Origin of the sequence: Streptomyces sp. NPDC047117 (assembly GCF_040643545.1) — a bacterium.
Classification (GTDB): domain Bacteria; phylum Actinomycetota; class Actinomycetes; order Streptomycetales; family Streptomycetaceae; genus Streptomyces.
Window position 1 is genome coordinate 76338 of record NZ_JBEYUN010000007.1, and the last position, 15640, is coordinate 91977.

Genomic DNA, 15640 nt, shown 5'->3' on the forward strand with positions numbered 1-15640 from the left:
TGCTTCCTCCGCGCCTCACCGGTGTGGTGTCCCGCCGGTGCGCGGCCGGATTGCCGAAGTCCTCACGGGAACTGCCGGAAGAATTCACCTGCCGTCCGTTCGAGTGGCCGCGGCGCGCGAATCCGCCGCGCCCGTCGGAGGAATAACGGCAAAGGCATAAGGAATGCGCCGCGTCACACGAATTGATCATGTCCGGCCCACCCGTCCGGGTGACGCCGTGATCAATTTCCGATTCGGACGGGACTGATCGGGAGAGTGATCGTGAGACACCGAACGGAGCACTGGAAGCCCGCCATCCGGATCCCGGCAAAACGGGACGTTCGTCCTCTCGATCAGGCTCTTCCGGGGCTGTGACGTACGTGTTTCGCTGCGCTCAAGAATCGCCTCCGACCTGCGAATACCTGCTTCCGGCAGGCGGTCGATGCACGTCACGGCCGTCGTTGTCAAGCCCCGAGATACGCCCTGACCTGCGAAAACGCCATTCAGAACCAACCGTTCCCGTGTTAGGATGGATAGCCACGGAAGGGGTACCTGTCACATGACGTTCAAGGTTGGCGACACCGTGGTCTATCCCCATCACGGGGCCGCGCTGATCGAGGCCATCGAAACTCGCCAGATCAAAGGCGTGGACAAGACCTACTTGGTGCTGAAGGTCGCTCAGGGCGACCTGACGGTTCGTGTGCCAGCGGACAATGCGGAGTTCGTCGGTGTGCGCGATGTGGTCGGCCAGGACGGGCTCGACCGGGTCTTCGAGGTGCTCCGCGCACCATATGCCGAAGAGCCGACGAACTGGTCCCGTCGCTACAAGGCAAATCTCGAAAAGCTCGCCTCCGGTGACGTGATCAAGGTCGCCGAAGTAGTTCGCGACCTGTGGCGTCGTGAGCGCGAGCGCGGACTCTCCGCAGGTGAGAAGCGCATGCTCGCCAAGGCCCGCCAGATCCTGGTGAGCGAGCTGGCTCTCGCGGAGAACACCAACGAAGACAAGGCCGAGGCTCTGCTCGACGAGGTCCTCGCGTCCTGACGCCGGACGCTGCTGGGTTCCCACGCCGCTGGGTATCCACAGTGATCGCCCACAGTGGTGTGCTCGGCGGTGCTCAGCAGAAGAATGGCTCAGCACGAAAATGCCGCGGTGCCCGAGCGACGACTGCTTCCCACGGAAGCGGTCCGTTGCCGGGCGCTGCGGCATATCTGACGCCACTGAGCTACTGACGAGCCACGAGCCCGCCGTACGGTCGGCGACTCTGTTGCCGGCGACGTCGAGGATCTCTGCGATCTCTGCGTTGCCGACGGCGTCTGAAGATGTTCGCGACCCGCCTCGATGACCTGCCTCGATCGGCCTGGTCATCGAGCCTGTCGGCCGACGTGAAGGGCACTGACGTGCCGGGCCCGGGCAGCTGGCTCGACCGGTCGTCACGGAAGGGTCCGGTCGGGGCGTCGCGCCCGGCACGGTGAGGCCATACCCACCTCGGCCGAGTAAACAAACCTGCCGCTCGAAATTCGGGGTGCGACCCCCGGCTCACGGAGTGCTACCGATGTCTGAAGATTCCCGCCGACTTCGCACGGCGGCGGTCATCCCCGCGGCCGGCCGTGGCGTACGCCTCGGCCCCGGCGCCCCCAAGGCCCTGCGCGCGCTGGGCGGCACGCCCATGCTCATCCACGCCGTACGCGCCATGGCCGCTTCCCGCGCCGTCTCGCTCGTCGTCGTGGTCGCGCCGCCCGACGGCGCGCCCGAAGTCCGCGCGCTGCTGGACGGCCACACCTTCCCCGAGCGCACGGAACTGCTGGTCGTCCCCGGCGGCGACACTCGCCAGCAGTCCGTGAGCCTCGGCCTGAAGGCGCTGCCCGACGACGTCGACGTGGTCCTCGTCCACGACGCCGCGCGGCCCCTCGTGCCGGTCGACACCGTCGACGGCGTGATCGCCGCCGTACGGGGCGGCGCCCCCGCGGTCGTGCCTGCGCTGCCGCTCGCCGACACGGTCAAGGAAGTACGGCCGGATCCCGACGGCGGGAACGAGCCGGTCGTCGGCACCCCGGAGCGCGCCCGGCTGCGCGCCGTGCAGACTCCGCAGGGCTTCGACCGGGACACCCTGGTCAAGGCGCACACGACCGTCACCTTCGACGGCGAGGGCGCGACGGACGACGCCGGCATGGTCGAGCGGCTCGGCGCGCCGGTCGTGGTCGTGCCCGGCCACGAGGAAGCCTTCAAGGTCACCCGCCCGCTGGACCTGGTGCTCGCCGAGGCCGTACTGGCCCGCCGGCGCGTGACGGACGGGTACGCGTGACGGACGGGCGCGCCTGAGGGAGGGATACGCCGGCCTTGGCCGCCCGGGGGTTTGGGCGGGGGCGGGGCGTATACGGGGGCTGCGGGGTGGGCCCCCTACCCGTTCGACGAGCGGGGGCGGGGCGGAGTTCTCGCACGGTTAGATGTTCACTCGCAGGGAGGAAAATCTCATGGTCGCGTTGCCCCAGGTGGGGATCGGGACGGACGTGCACGCCTTTGAAGAGGGGCGTGAGCTGTGGTGTGCCGGTCTCCTGTGGGACGAGGCCGCGAGCGGCGGCTACGGCCTCGCCGGGCACAGTGACGGCGATGTCGCCGCGCACGCCGCCTGCGACGCCCTCTTCTCCGCCGCCGGGATCGGCGACCTCGGCGCGCACTTCGGTACGAGCCGCCCCGAGTGGTCCGGGGCCTCCGGCGTGACCCTGCTCGCCGAGGCCGCCCGCATCGTCCGCGCCGAGGGCTTCGAGATCGGCAACATCGCGGTACAGGTCATCGGCGTGCGCCCGAAGGTCGGCAAGCGCCGCGAGGAGGCCCAGAAGTCCCTCTCGGCCGCGGCCGGCGCCCCCGTCGCGGTCTCCGGCACCACCACCGACGGCCTCGGCCTCACCGGCCGCGGCGAAGGCCTGGCCGCGTTGGCCACGGCCCTGGTGTACCGAGCGAACTGAGCGCACCCGCCCCCCAGGGACGCATTCCGGAGGGGCCTCCCAGGGGCGCCTTTCCGAGGGGCCTTCCAGGTCGCCCTTCGCGGCGCCCTTCGGGGGTGCGAGGGGGAATGCCGCGCTTCGCAGGGGTGTTGGCGGGGTACGGAGACGGACGGACGCACTCCGTCCCCGCCCGCGGCGCCGGGTCGTACCTACCGGCCCGCCTGGTCGTACGGACCGGCCCATCCGGGACTGTCCGACCGGCCCACCCCGGACCGCCGGGACCGGCCCACCCCGGACCGCACACAGGCCCCATATCGCGCGAAGTGTGACAGAACGCCCGCGAGTGTCACGCTTCTGTGTCCTCGTGGCCCATCGGGTCGCGGGGCACTGCCTCGTTCCGTCTACCCTTGATGCGTGACCATTCGCCTGTACGACACCAGCGCCCGGCAGATCCGTGACTTCACCCCGCTCACGCCGGGCTGCGTCTCGATCTACCTGTGTGGCGCGACCGTGCAGGCCGCCCCGCACATCGGGCACATCCGGTCGGGACTGAACTTCGACATCATGCGCCGCTGGTTCGAGTACCGCGGCTACGACGTGACGTTCGTGCGCAACGTCACCGACATCGACGACAAGATCATCAAGAAGTCGGCCGAGCAGGGCCGTCCGTGGTGGTCGATCGGGTACGAGAACGAGGTCGCGTTCAACACCGCGTACGACACCCTCGGCTGCCTGCGGCCGACGTACGAGCCGCGCGCGACCGGACACGTCCCCGAGATGATCGAAATGATGCGCGGCCTGATCGAGCGCGGCCACGCCTACGCCGTCGACGGCAACGTCTACTTCGACGTGCGCTCCTTCCCCGGCTACCTGGAGCTGTCCGGCCAGGAGCTGGACAAGTTGAAGCAGCCGTCCGGAGAGGGCGAGACCGGCAAGCGGGACCCGCGCGACTTCGCGATGTGGAAGGCGGCCAAGGAAGGGGAGCCCAGCTGGGAGACCCCCTGGGGCCGCGGCCGGCCCGGCTGGCACCTGGAGTGCTCGGCCATGGCCCACAAGTACCTGGGTGAGCGCTTCGACATCCACGGCGGCGGCGTCGACCTGGTCTTCCCGCACCACGAGAACGAGATCGCGCAGGCCAAGGCCTACGGCGACGAGTTCGCGCGGTACTGGGCGCACAACGCCTGGGTCACGATGAGCGGCGAGAAGATGTCCAAGTCCCTGGGCAACTCCGTGCTCGTCTCCGAGATGGTCAAGCGCTGGCGTCCCATCGTGCTGCGCTACTACCTCGGCACGCCGCACTACCGTTCGATGATCGAGTACAGCGAGGAAGCGCTGCGCGAGGCCGAATCCGCGTTCGCGCGTATCGAGGGCTTCGTACAGCGCGTCGTGGAGCTGGCCGGGGGACCGGTCGAGCCCGCCGACGAGGTGCCGCTGGCCTTCGCCGAGGCGATGGACGACGACCTCGGCGTCCCGCAGGCGCTGGCGATCGTGCACACGACCGTCCGGCAGGGCAACTCCGCCCTGACCGCCGACGACAAGGAAGCCGCCGTCGCCCGACTGGCCGAGGTGCGCGCCATGCTCGGCGTGCTGGGTCTGGACCCGCTGGACGAGCAGTGGTCCGGCGGCGGCTCCGAGCGCGGCGAGGACCTGCACGGCGTCGTCGACTCCCTCGTGCGCATGGTCCTGGACCAGCGTCAGGCGGCCCGTGCCCGCAAGGACTACGCCACCGCCGACGCGATCCGCGACCAGCTCCAGCAGTCCGGCCTCGCCATCGAGGACACCCCGTCGGGGCCGCGCTGGTCGCTGTCGTGACGGACGGCGGCGACGCGGACGGCAGCGGTCGCGCCCCGGTGGGCGCGGGCGGCGCAGTCCCGTCCCGGTAGCCCGCACAGGGCACCGCGGGCGACACTCATACGCATACGCATACGCAGCAGACATCACATCCACGTCGCGAGACGTCGAGAGCAGTAAGAGACAGGTGACCCATGGCCGGCAACAGCCAGCGCAGGAACCGCCGCACGTCCAACAAGAAGGGCATGCAGGTCGGCAGCGGCGGCCAGCGGCGCCGGGGCCTGGAGGGCAAGGGCCCCACCCCGCCCGCGTCCGCCCGCAAGGGACATGTGAAGAACCGCATCGCCAACGCCCAGGCCAAGCAGTCGGCCCACCGCCGCCCGGCCCCGCGCCGCGGCGGTGCCAAGGGCACGTCGGAGCTGGTCGTCGGCCGTAACCCGGTCGTGGAGGCGCTGCGCGAGGACATCCCCGCGACGACGCTGTACGTCCAGCAGTTCATCGACAGCGACGAGCGGGTGCGCGAGGCGCTCCAGCTCGCCGCCGACCGCGGCATGAACCTCATGGAGGCGCCGCGCCCCGAGCTGGACCGCATGACCAACGGCCTGAACCACCAGGGCCTGGTCCTGCAGATCCCGCCGTACGACTACGCGCACCCCGAGGACCTCCCCGCGGCCGCGTTCGACAACGGCGAGGACCCGCTGATCGTCGCCCTCGACGGCGTCACCGACCCGCGCAACCTCGGTGCGGTCGTCCGCTCCGTCTCCGCGTTCGGCGGCCACGGTGTGGTCGTACCGGAGCGGCGCGCGGCCGGGATGACGGCGGGCGCGTGGAAGACCTCCGCCGGTACGGCGGCGCGCACGCCGGTCGCGCGCGCCACCAACCTCACCCGTGCGCTGGAGACGTACCAGAAGGCGGGCATGACGGTCGTGGGCCTCGCGGCCGACGGCGAGATGGAGCTCCAGGACCTGGAGGTGCTGGACGGCCCGGTCGTCATCGTGGTCGGCAGCGAGGGCAAGGGCCTCTCCCGCCTCGTCGGCGAGACCTGCGACGTGCGCGTCCGCATCCCGATGCCGGGCGGCGCCGAGTCGCTGAACGCCGGCGTCGCGGCGGGCGTGGTGCTGTGGGAGGCGGCGCGCCGCCGGGCGTGACGCATCTGTGGCGCTGCGCATCGCGGGGGTGGGCTTCGGTCCGCCCCCGCGATGCGCTGTGCGGCCTCGTCGGAGCCGTCGCGTACCGGGGCGGGTAGGTCGTCGTGTACCGGGACGGGCAGGTCGTTGTGTACCGGGACGGGCAGCTGTCCCGCACCGCACCCGGCAGCCGTCCCGCACCGCACCCGGCAGCTGTCCCGCACCGCACCCGGCAGCCGTCGCCCACCGGGCCCGGCAACCGCGTCGCATATCGGCACGAACCACGCCGCCAACCTGGGGCAGAACATCACCCTCCGTGCAACCCGGGAAGTTTTGACGGGTCTCGGACAGATCGACACGGTCAAGGCAGTGTCTTAAACGCTGGTCACTCGGTTAGATGAGCGTGGACACCAGAACACCCCGCAGGCCTACGGGGGGACGCTCGCCGGGCTTCGATGACGAGCCGGTACTGAGCTCGGTCAAGGTGCCGTGCGACCCCGCGCAGGTCATCGTCAATCACGCCAGTTTCCGCGTGCAGCTCGCGGCCCCCGCGCCGGCGGGCGCCGCGCGGGGTGCCACGGCCGCCGCCGCGTCCGGCACCGCCGCTGCCGGACCCGCCCCCGCCAGGCGGCGCGCGCCCGTCGTCTGGAGCGGCCGTACGACGCCCGGCGACACCTCGGCGCCCACCACCCAGCTCCTGCACGCCGTGCGGAACAGCGCGGGCGGCCACAGCGACGACGCCGGCGCGACCCAGGTCCTGCCCCGGATCAGGCCGGACGGGGCGGGTGCCTTCGCGCCGCCGCCGTCGCCCGGTGTGATCGGGCCCCGCGGAGCCTCCGACGACACCGAGCTGATGCCCCGGCTCCCGCACTCCCGCCCCACGGACGACACCTGGTCCGACGGCGCGTACGCCGCGGACGAGAACGGCGCGTACGTCACGGCGGGCGCGGGCGGCACGTGGCACGAAGGGGCGCACGCCGACACCCAGGCCGGCTCGTACGCCGGTGGGGCCGACGGCTCGTACGCCGGTGCGTACGGCGCCGCGTCCGGCGGCTCCGGTGGCATCGGCGCTCCCGGGCCCGACTGGGACGAAGGCCCGTGCAGCGACGCCGAATTCGAGCCCCGCCACGGCGACGGCCGCCGGTTCGCCGGTGACAAGCAGGCGTTCTACCCCGACCGCCGGATGAACCTCGGCGTCGTCCTGCTGCCCCTGCGCGTCTTCCTCGGCTTCATCACCGTCTACGCCGGCATGGGCAAGCTCTGCGACCCCGTCTACTTCGACGGCGGTGAGCGCGGCTCCATGGTGAAGTGGCTGGAGTCGCTGCACCCTTGGGCGCTCGCCACCCCGCTCCGCGACTTCGCGCTCGCGCACCCGGTCGGCGCCGGCCTCACCGTCGCCTTCCTCCAGGTCGTCGTCGGCGTACTGACCGTCTGCGGCCTCTGGCAGCGGGTCGCCGCCTCCATGGGCGCGCTGCTCTCGGCGGCCCTCCTGATGACCGTCAGCTGGCGCAACGTTCCTGTGTACGACGCGCCGGACATCATCTACCTCGCCGCCTGGAGCCCGCTGATCATCGCGGGCGCCCCCGTCTACTCCCTGGACGCGCGGCTGGCCGGCGAGGCCTGGCGCAACCTCGGCCCCCGCGTGGAGGTCTGGGACCTGCGACGCCGGGTGCTGCGCCGCGGCGCCGTGATGACCGCCGTGGTCGCCGGCCTGACGCTGCTGATCGGCTCCCTCCTCGGCGGCGCCGTACGCTCCGCCTCCGGTCCGACCGTCCCCAAGCCGGGCGAACCGCCGACCAACTCCCTGCCCGGCCGCTCCCTGCACACCCCGCGCGAGGCCCCGAACCGTACGAGCAACGGCCGCATCGGCGGCGCCACCCAGGGCAGCGCGTCCCCCACGGCGGGCACCTCCCGCGGTACGGACTCCTCGGTCTCCCCGTCGGCCTCGCAGCCGGGCGCGGCCAGGGAGACGGCCGGCGCCACCCAGGGCGCCCAGCCGGGCCGTACGACGAGCGGCCCGCCCCAGCAGTCGGTCCCGGCCGACCCCGCCCCCGCCACCCAGCCCCCGACCTCCACGGCCGGCACCGGCGGCGGCACCACGGGCGGTGGCTCCTCCCCGAGCGGCTCCTCCAGCGGCGGCTCCTCCGGAGGCTCCTCCTCCGGCGGCACCCTGGGCGGCCTCCTGGGCTGACCCACCCGCCCCCGGGGCCCGGGCCACTTCCCCGCCCCGTACCTCTCTCCGCCACCCCTCCACCGCCTGAAAGGGCTGTGGGGCGGGTGGCGGAGGGGTGTGTGGAGGGGGAGAGGTAGGTGTGCGGGGGGAGGGGCGTGCCCTGGGAGGGACATGCCCCGGGGGCCCTGCTACCCCTGCCCGTTCCTCAGGCCATGGGCACGCCCACGGCCGTGCCCGTGCCCGTCTCCGGGCCCGTACCGGGCGAGTTCCTGCGCCGCCTCGGTGAGGTCCTTGGCCGTGTCGATCGCGCGCCAGTAGGCGCCCTGCGGCAGCGGGAAACCGGCCAGCCGGCGCTCGCGCGCGAGCCGCGGGAACGTCGTGCGCTCATGGTCGCCACGGTCCGGCAGCAAATCCGTGAAGGCCGCGGAGAAGACGTACACACCCGCGTTGATCAGATACGGCGACGGCGGCGCCTCGATGAAGTCCAGTACGTGCCCGAAGGGATCGGTCTCGACGGCGCCCCAGGGGATTCGCGGCCGGGCCAGCGCCAGCGTGGCGTCCGCGCCGCGTTCGTGGTGGAAGTCCGCCATCTCGCGCAGGGAGAAGCGCGTCCAGATGTCCCCGTTGGTCGCGTACCAGGGCTGACCGGGGCGGGGGAGAGAGGCGGCGGCGTACTTGAGTCCGCCACCGCGGCCCAGCGGTTCGGTCTCCACAACGGTGGTGACCCGCAGGGGGAGTTCGGCCTCGGCCAGCCAGTCCTGGAGGACCTCGGCGAGGTGGCCGCAGGAGACGACCGCGTCGGTGACGCCCTCGGCCGCCAGCCAGGCGAGCTGATGGCCGATGATCGGGGTCCCGGTGCCCGGGATCTCGACCATCGGCTTGGGCCGGTCGTCGGTGTACGGGCGGAGTCGCGAGCCCTGACCGCCGGCCAGGACCACGGCCTGCGTGGGATGCGGATACGGGACACCTGTCATGATCCGCACCCTATGTGCTGGCTGTGACGGACCGGGTGCGAGCGCTGCGGCCTGTCACTCGACGTACGGGCGGACGTACGAGCCGACGTACGGGCCGGCGTACGAGAAGTTGCCGTCCGACGGCCGTACGTCGAGGTCCGCCACGCCGTTCGTCACATGGTCCTGCTGTAGTGACGAGTCTTGCGAGCCTTGTCGCTACGACTTCGGTCGTTGCTTCGGCCGTTGCTTCGGTTGTCGCTTCGGTTGTCGCTTCGATGGTTGCTTCGGTCGTTACGGGGTGGCCGCTCACTGCGCAGTGGCGACCCCGCTCGCGAACGACGTGTCACAGACGGGCCGCGAGTACGCCTGGGCGCGGTGTGATGCGCCGTACTTCTGGACCGCGGCACGGCCCAGCGCGCGGGCGATGGACGCGCAGTGCTTGGCCAGCGACGGCCGCTTGGTGGTGGCCTCCTGGAGGTGCGTCAGGGCGGTTCCCGGGTCCTTCTCCTGGAGTTCGGCCAGCAGACGGTCTCGCAGGAGGTCCTGCGGGGCACGGTTGCGCGGCTGATGGCTGGTGGCCGTACCGGACGAGGCGGTGAGCATCTGCGACTCGGAAGTCGGTGAGGCCCACGGCACGCGAGTGACGGCTAGTGTCCCGGAGAGTACGAGGACGACGGGCAGGACGAGAGCGAGAGTTCGGCCGATACGCCGGGCTGCGGAGTTCACGTCCGTGATGGTAGCGAGCAGTGATGATATGGCGACATTTAGTCACCCGGTCGAGGGATGAAATCGCCTGTCGCGGGTTAAATGATGTTGACGCACGCTGCTCGAAATGGCGGAACTGCCCGTCCAATTGTCGACAACCGGAAGCCCGGTACCTCCCCATCCCATCCCCCGTTTCAAACCGGGCCACGTCTCTGAGGGCGGGCGCGGCACGGCCGGCGGAGCCCGGCGCCAGTGCCCGGAGCGCACCCCCTGCCGATCAGCACGTCTCGCAAACGCCGACGGGGCGGCCCCACAAGGGAAACCGCCCCGCCCATCACGTTCCGCGCCTCGCGCGGCAGGTGACTTCTCAGTTCCTCAGTCGCTGAGCCGCTCACCGGTCGACGTGGAGAAGACATGCGTCTCGCCCGGCCGCGGCACGACGTGCACCTGGCTGCCCTTCTCCGGCACCTGGCGGCCGTTGACACGCACGACCAGGTCCTTGACCTCGCCGCCGACCTCGGCCGTGCCGTACACGTACCCGTCCGCGCCCAGCTCCTCGACGACGTTCACGGTGACGGCCAGGCCCGCCGGCGCGTCCGCGGACTCCTTCGTCAGGGTCTTCGCGGCGCTGCCGTTCTGCTCGACGATGTCGAAGTGCTCGGGCCGGACGCCGACGGTGACCGTACGGTCGCCCTTGTCCGCCGCCGTGCTGAGCGCCTCCCGGCTGACCGGCACGACGCTGTTGCCGAACTTCACGCCACCGTCCGTGATGGGCACCTCCACGAGGTTCATCGCAGGCGACCCGATGAACCCGGCCACGAAGAGGTTCGCCGGCCGGTCGTACATGTTGCGCGGCGAGTCGACCTGCTGCAGCAGCCCGTCCTTGAGGACGGCCACCCGGTCGCCCATCGTCATGGCTTCGACCTGGTCGTGCGTGACGTACACGGTCGTGATCCCGAGGCGGCGCTGCAGGCCGGCGATCTGCGTACGCGTCTGAACACGCAGCTTCGCGTCGAGGTTCGACAGCGGCTCGTCCATGAGGAACACCTGGGGCTCACGCACGATCGCGCGCCCCATCGCCACACGCTGACGCTGACCACCGGAGAGGGCCTTCGGCTTGCGGCCCAGGTACTCGGTCAGGTCCAGGATCTTCGCCGCGTCCTCGACCTTCTGCCGGATCTCCGTCTTGTTCACGCCGGCGATCTTGAGCGCGAAGCCCATGTTGTCCGCGACGGTCATGTGCGGGTAGAGCGCGTAGTTCTGGAACACCATGGCGATGTCCCGGTCCTTGGGCGGCAGGTGAGTGACGTCGCGTTCCCCGATCCGGATCGCGCCGCCATTGACGTCCTCCAGGCCCGCGAGCATCCGCAGGGAGGTGGACTTGCCGCAACCGGACGGCCCGACCAGGACGAGGAACTCCCCGTCCTCGATCTGGATGTCGAGCTGATCGACGGCGGGCTTGTCGGAACCCGGGTAGATCCGGGTTGCCTGGTCATACGTGACCGTAGCCATGGTGATATGTCCCTTCACCGGCAGGAACGTGCCGGACGATCCGAGTAAAGGAAGGATTGTGGGCAGCCCGTGCGCGGGTGGTGTAGTCCACTGCGCACCGACTGCCAGGGACGGTACCCGCAAGGGCACCCGGTGTCAGTAGGTCGGACATCACGAAATCCCCCCGCCAGGTAACCTTCACCCCTGGGTACACTTCACATGACACGCCTCCTTAGCTCAGCTGGTCAGAGCACCGCTCTTGTAAAGCGAAGGTCGTCGGTTCGAATCCGACAGGGGGCTCTAGCCTTGACCAGGCAAAACGCCCCCGTGATCGACGATCACGGGGGCGTTGACGGTAGAAGTTGACGGCATTCCCTGTTACCGGCGCCGCTTGAGCAGCCGGTCCATGTGACTCATCGCCTCCCGCCGATGGTCGTCATTCACGTGGGTGTAGACGTTCATCGTGACGGCGATCTGGGAGTGCCCCAGGATCTCCATCACGGTGCGCGGTGCGACGCCGGCCGCGAAGAGGAGAGACGCGCAGCCGTGCCGGGTGTCGTGCAGACGGACCTGTGGCAGGCCGGCTGACTCCGTGATCCGGAGGAAGGACCGGTAGAGGTTCCGCGGCTCGATGGGCAGCCCGCTGCGCGTAGTGAACACCAGGCCGTTGGTATGCCACTTCGCGCCGGCATCGGACCGCTGACCGGCCTGCCGCAGGCGCTGCCACCGCAGTGGAGCCACGCACATGAGCGGAACGGGGATCACCCTCGCGCGCCGGTTCTTGGTCGAATCCAGGTACAGATCCTTGCCACCGCGATTCAGCGTGGTCCGGACTGTCAGCGTCCGCCGGTCGAAATCCACGTCTCGCCAGTGCAAGCCCAGGATCTCTCCCCGTCGCAGGCCGAGCGCGATAGCGAGGACGAATGCGGGATACAGCGGGTCGCGCCGCGCGGCTTCCAGGAACGTCAGGGTCTCGTCCAGCGACCACGGGTGCAGTTCGCGCGGCTCGACCTGCGGTGCAGGGACCAGCTGCGCCACGTTGCGGCTGATCACTTCCTCTCGGCAGGCGGCCGTCAGAGCCGTGCGCAACACCCGGTGAGCCTCCTTCGCGGTTGCCGCCGACGTTTGCTGGATGACCGCTGCAAGCATCCGTCGCACATTCGCCGTGGTGAGCGACTCCAGGCGGCGGCTGCCCAGGAGTGGCACGAGGTAGAGCCGCGTGTGCATCTCGTACTTGATGTACGTAGTGCGCTTCCGTTGCGGCTTTACGTACTCCTCCAGCCAGTAGGGCAGCCATTCGGAGAGCTTGGGCGACCGGGAAGGCGTCGGAATGCCCTGCCGGTCGCGCCGAACGAGTTCCTGCCGCTTCTCGTCGCACTCTTCCCAGGTGGCGCCGTAGACGGTCTTGCGCTTACGGGTGCCGTCGGGCTGCGGGACGTAGACGCGTCCTTCCCAGCGTCCGTCTTTGCGCTGCCAGATGCTGCCGGCGCCGTTGGGGTTCCTCTTGCGGGGGGCCATCAGGCGGCGTTCTCCTCGATCTGTACCTGGATGAAGGCGCGCAGGCTGTCGGGGGAGACGCGCCGAGCGCGCCCGACGGTGAAGCTCGCCAACTGACGGGATCGGATGAGGTCGTAGACCTTGCTCCTGCTCAGGCGCAGGGCGGTCATGACCTCGGGGATGGTGAGAGCCTCCGGTGTTGTGGGCGGTACTACATGCATCGGGGCATGCCTCCTCGGCAGGGGAACGGCTCAGGCGGGAGAGAAGGTGAGTGGGGCGATAAGGGCGATAAGGGTGATAAGGCGTCTGACCTGCGGTTTCAATGGATCAGTAAGGGGGTTGGGAAGGGGTGCGGTAAGTCCCGGCCCTGCTGGGCAGCTGACTTACCGCCCCGCTTCTCGCACCCCTTCTCGCCCCACCGTTTCTGCAGGTCAGTGGGCCTATCGACCTTTCCGCCCTTTCCGCCCTCAGCCGGAGTAGGTCAGGACGGTGGTCGGGCGGCCGCCGGAGGCCTTCTGGCGGCGCCTGTAGCCCGGCAGTTCCAGCAGTTCGGTGGCGAGCCGGTCCCGTTCCGCGCGGGTGGTGTTCTTGAACAGGCGGCGGATGCGGTCGGCGGTGAGGCCGTCGGGGCCGGCGGCGCGGACGGCGTCGGCGAGCTTGTTGACCTTGGGGTCGCCGATGTCGGTGCCGAGGAGGTGGACGGCGGAGGCGCGGGCGTAGTTGAGGAGTTGCCAGGCGGCGCGCATGTGGGCTTCGGAGATGGTGTCGGTGTGGTCGCACAGGGCGTAGACCATGGCGACTCGCTGGACGTACGGGGCGGCTCGCGCGGTGAATTGGGCGATGACGCCGCCGGCGGAGTCGTCGCTGAGGGCGGGGTAGACCTGGTCGCAGTAGAGCTCCCAGGCGGCCGGGCTGAACTTCACCTGTTCCACGCGGGCCGCATCGTCGAGGACGGTTCGCCAGCCGGCGGCGAGGTTGGCCACCAGCTCGGGGCTGGCGCCGCGGGAACCTGGGAGGATGAGGTTGCGGTGGCAGAAGATCGGCAGGAAGCGGTTGTAGGTGCCGCCGGCCATCTCCGAGTCCTGCATCTTGGCCCGGAACTCCTCCGGGGTGATGTGGCCCAGGATCGCGATGTGCGGGTCAGTCGCCTTCAGCGAGTCGCGGATCATCGAGCCGAGGGAGTCCCCGTCCCAGGCCTGCCGCAGCACGCCGGGGAGGCTGGAGCCTTCGCGGCGGCCGCGGCTCATGGTGACGGCGTACTCCGACTCCACGACCCACAGCCGCTTGTCGAAGCTGGCGAGGGCGGCGTCCTCGCTGTCGTCGTCCTTGACGTACTCGATCAACCCTTCCCCGGAGTTCAGCCCGCGGGGGGTGTGCTCGGGGCCGAAGAAGTCCGGCAGCGCCTCGGCCAGCACCCGCCGGGCCGTGGAGGTCGCCGAGCCCTTGCGGCCGGAGGAGGTGGGGCCGATGGTCAGGGCCCAGATCAGGGTGGGGTGCCGGTCGTTGCCGATCATCAGGTGCGGGCGGCGGCCGATGATCGCGCCTGCTGCGGAGAGCAGGTTCACGAGTACCGCGACGGGGTCGGCCTCGGTGGTGGGGTCCAGCTCGCGCACCGTCTCGCCCACCCAGCCGCAGAACACGTCCGGGTGCGGGGTGGGGCCGGGGCGGTGGGGGCGGTGCAGGCTCGGCTGCCGGTCATAGAAGGGGTTCGGCGGCCCGGACGGCGCCACATCCGTGCTGGTGACGTCCGCGGGCCGGGCGGTCAGTTCGGTGACCTGCTCGACCACGGTGGCGCGCAGCTGGTCGGCGTCGGTGTCGGCGGAGGAGGCGGCCCGCACCAAGCGCATGCCGGCCTCGATGAGGCGGCGCCGTTCGGCTTTCTCCCGCACGATCTCGGCGTAGTGCTCGGCATGGGCCGTGGTGGGCACGGACTGGACGAGGGTGTGCAGGTAAGAGGCGCCGCCGACGCGGTTGAGATCGCCGCGCTTGCCGAGGTGGTGGGCGACGGTGATGGGGTCGGCGGGCTGGCCCTGGTCGTGCAGCTCGCAGATCGCGCGGTGGATCGTCTCGTGGGCGGGCCGGTAGTAGTCGCCGGGATCGAGCGTCTCGACTACGTCGGCGATGGCCTCGGTGGATAGCAGCATGGCGCCCAGGACGGACTGCTCGGCCTCCAGATTCTGCGGCGGCGTTCGGTCGGTCCGCGGCTCCGGGATGCTGGGCAGGGTGCGGACGTTGTCGTAGCGGGGCGGGGGCGGGGCGCTCACTTGCCGGCACCCCCTTCGCCACGCGGGCTCCTGCCGGAGGCTCGCCGGATGTCGGTGGGGTGGGTCATGCTGGAGGTCTCCAGTTCTCTGGGGAGTTCTGGCAGACGAGAGCGATCCGAACTTTGACGAGGCGCGGGTCGCTCTTGTCATGCGTGAGGTGAAGGCCCCGCCCGGTCGGGCGGGGCCTTGTTCGTGGTGTGGGTCAGTGGTGGGTTGTGATGATCACGCCGAGGCAGGCTGCGGGCAGGTCGGTGACCTTGTCCCAGTCGGCGAGGGTGATGCCGTGGACTGAGGAGGCCCGCAGCAGGCTCCGTAGGAGCGTGATGGCGGCGGCGCGTTGCTGGGGTGTGATGGGAGTGCTGCCGAAGCGCTGGATGCGGCAGATGCGGTCAGCCGGGTTGTTCCTGTCCATCGGTTACCCGCCGCACTGGTGGCCGGCCGGGACCCACTGGCCGCAGGTGGCGCACCACTCGTACACGATCGGGGGCAGGGTTTCCTTCTCGCTCACTGCCGACCTCCCCTGCCCGTGTGCTGCGGGGTGCCGGGAACGGGACGAGTGCTGGGATCGCGGGTCCAACCGCCGGTGGTCTGGCTGTATTCGCGTACGTCCTGCGGCCGTTCGCCCTCCCGGCCGGGGTCGCTGATGGGCATGTCGCGGCGTAATGCCACTATGGGGCTCCTATCTCTGCGAGATGGGAGCCGGGACGACCTCTTCCG

Annotated in this window: 12 protein-coding genes, 1 tRNA gene and 1 pseudogene; 7 read left to right on the forward strand and 7 right to left on the reverse strand. The window is 70.5% G+C overall.

The genetic code is table 11. From position 1 onward, the window contains the following. Positions 1-538 precede the first annotated feature (538 nt). From ABZ840_RS15220 to ABZ840_RS15245, 6 genes are all read left to right on the forward strand, one after another. Positions 539-1021 (forward strand): CarD family transcriptional regulator, encoded by a 483-nt coding sequence (locus ABZ840_RS15220; RefSeq protein ID WP_003953493.1) that lies wholly within the window; start codon positions 539-541, stop codon positions 1019-1021. Between the two features lie 511 nt (positions 1022-1532). Further along, positions 1533-2282 (forward strand): 2-C-methyl-D-erythritol 4-phosphate cytidylyltransferase, encoded by a 750-nt coding sequence (gene ispD / locus ABZ840_RS15225; protein ID WP_361559067.1) that lies wholly within the window; start codon positions 1533-1535, stop codon positions 2280-2282. A 169-nt stretch (positions 2283-2451) separates the two neighbouring features. Then, positions 2452-2943 carry a 2-C-methyl-D-erythritol 2,4-cyclodiphosphate synthase gene (ispF, locus tag ABZ840_RS15230; protein WP_361559070.1) on the forward strand — a complete coding sequence of 164 codons (492 nt, stop codon included), beginning with the start codon at positions 2452-2454 and terminating at the stop codon, positions 2941-2943. A 393-nt stretch (positions 2944-3336) separates the two neighbouring features. Beyond that, positions 3337-4734: a cysteine--tRNA ligase gene (gene cysS, locus ABZ840_RS15235; RefSeq protein WP_361559073.1), complete on the forward strand. Its 1398-nt coding sequence runs from the start codon at positions 3337-3339 to the stop codon at positions 4732-4734. A 173-nt stretch (positions 4735-4907) separates the two neighbouring features. Then, entirely contained in the window at positions 4908-5861 is a 954-nt protein-coding gene (rlmB, locus tag ABZ840_RS15240; protein ID WP_361559076.1) for a 23S rRNA (guanosine(2251)-2'-O)-methyltransferase RlmB, read from the forward strand. A 376-nt stretch (positions 5862-6237) separates the two neighbouring features. Beyond that, positions 6238-8031: a DoxX family membrane protein gene (locus ABZ840_RS15245; protein ID WP_361559079.1), complete on the forward strand. Its 1794-nt coding sequence runs from the start codon at positions 6238-6240 to the stop codon at positions 8029-8031. Positions 8032-8201: 170 nt separating this feature from the next. Here ABZ840_RS15245 and ABZ840_RS15250 read toward each other — a convergent pair whose 3' ends face one another. The 3 genes from ABZ840_RS15250 to ugpC all read right to left on the reverse strand — a co-directional run bounded on the left by ABZ840_RS15250 (position 8202) and on the right by ugpC (position 11183). Continuing rightward, entirely contained in the window at positions 8202-8987 is a 786-nt protein-coding gene (locus ABZ840_RS15250) for a nucleotidyltransferase family protein (protein WP_361559082.1), read from the reverse strand. Between the two features lie 285 nt (positions 8988-9272). Further along, positions 9273-9692, reverse strand: coding sequence for a hypothetical protein (locus ABZ840_RS15255; protein WP_361559085.1), 420 nt, complete (start codon positions 9690-9692; stop codon positions 9273-9275). A 354-nt stretch (positions 9693-10046) separates the two neighbouring features. Then, complete coding sequence (gene ugpC / locus ABZ840_RS15260; protein ID WP_361559088.1) at positions 10047-11183, reverse strand: sn-glycerol-3-phosphate ABC transporter ATP-binding protein UgpC; 1137 nt, start codon at positions 11181-11183, stop codon at positions 10047-10049. A 205-nt stretch (positions 11184-11388) separates the two neighbouring features. Between ugpC and ABZ840_RS15265 the strand changes: the two genes are divergently transcribed. Further along, positions 11389-11462, forward strand: a tRNA-Thr gene (locus ABZ840_RS15265). Positions 11463-11540: 78 nt separating this feature from the next. Here the strand turns inward: ABZ840_RS15265 and ABZ840_RS15270 are convergent. The 4 genes and pseudogenes from ABZ840_RS15270 to ABZ840_RS15285 all read right to left on the reverse strand — a co-directional run bounded on the left by ABZ840_RS15270 (position 11541) and on the right by ABZ840_RS15285 (position 15335). After that, entirely contained in the window at positions 11541-12680 is a 1140-nt protein-coding gene (locus ABZ840_RS15270) for a site-specific integrase (protein WP_361559091.1), read from the reverse strand. Then, positions 12680-12880 (reverse strand): helix-turn-helix domain-containing protein, encoded by a 201-nt coding sequence (locus ABZ840_RS15275; RefSeq protein ID WP_361559094.1) that lies wholly within the window; start codon positions 12878-12880, stop codon positions 12680-12682. The genes ABZ840_RS15270 and ABZ840_RS15275 overlap by 1 nt, the downstream gene beginning before the upstream one ends. A 477-nt stretch (positions 12881-13357) precedes the next feature. Next, a pseudogene (locus ABZ840_RS15280) lies at positions 13358-14881 on the reverse strand (DnaB-like helicase N-terminal domain-containing protein); the annotation flags it as partial. A 244-nt stretch (positions 14882-15125) separates the two neighbouring features. After that, positions 15126-15335 carry a hypothetical protein gene (locus ABZ840_RS15285; protein WP_361559096.1) on the reverse strand — a complete coding sequence of 70 codons (210 nt, stop codon included), beginning with the start codon at positions 15333-15335 and terminating at the stop codon, positions 15126-15128. Positions 15336-15640 lie beyond the last annotated feature (305 nt).

What these genes read in the sequence shown, in the direction of transcription:
- ABZ840_RS15245 (WP_361559079.1), top strand. Translation starts at nt 6,238, where the DNA reads ATGAGCGTGGACACCAGAACACCCCGCAGGCCTACGGGGGGACGCTCG.
- ABZ840_RS15270 (WP_361559091.1), bottom strand. Translation starts at nt 12,680, where the DNA reads ATGGCCCCCCGCAAGAGGAACCCCAACGGCGCCGGCAGCATCTGGCAG.
- ugpC (WP_361559088.1), bottom strand. Translation starts at nt 11,183, where the DNA reads ATGGCTACGGTCACGTATGACCAGGCAACCCGGATCTACCCGGGTTCC.
- ABZ840_RS15250 (WP_361559082.1), bottom strand. Translation starts at nt 8,987, where the DNA reads ATGACAGGTGTCCCGTATCCGCATCCCACGCAGGCCGTGGTCCTGGCC.
- ABZ840_RS15275 (WP_361559094.1), bottom strand. Translation starts at nt 12,880, where the DNA reads ATGCATGTAGTACCGCCCACAACACCGGAGGCTCTCACCATCCCCGAG.
- ABZ840_RS15285 (WP_361559096.1), bottom strand. Translation starts at nt 15,335, where the DNA reads ATGGACAGGAACAACCCGGCTGACCGCATCTGCCGCATCCAGCGCTTC.
- ABZ840_RS15220 (WP_003953493.1), top strand. Translation starts at nt 539, where the DNA reads ATGACGTTCAAGGTTGGCGACACCGTGGTCTATCCCCATCACGGGGCC.
- ispF (WP_361559070.1), top strand. Translation starts at nt 2,452, where the DNA reads ATGGTCGCGTTGCCCCAGGTGGGGATCGGGACGGACGTGCACGCCTTT.
- rlmB (WP_361559076.1), top strand. Translation starts at nt 4,908, where the DNA reads ATGGCCGGCAACAGCCAGCGCAGGAACCGCCGCACGTCCAACAAGAAG.
- ispD (WP_361559067.1), top strand. Translation starts at nt 1,533, where the DNA reads ATGTCTGAAGATTCCCGCCGACTTCGCACGGCGGCGGTCATCCCCGCG.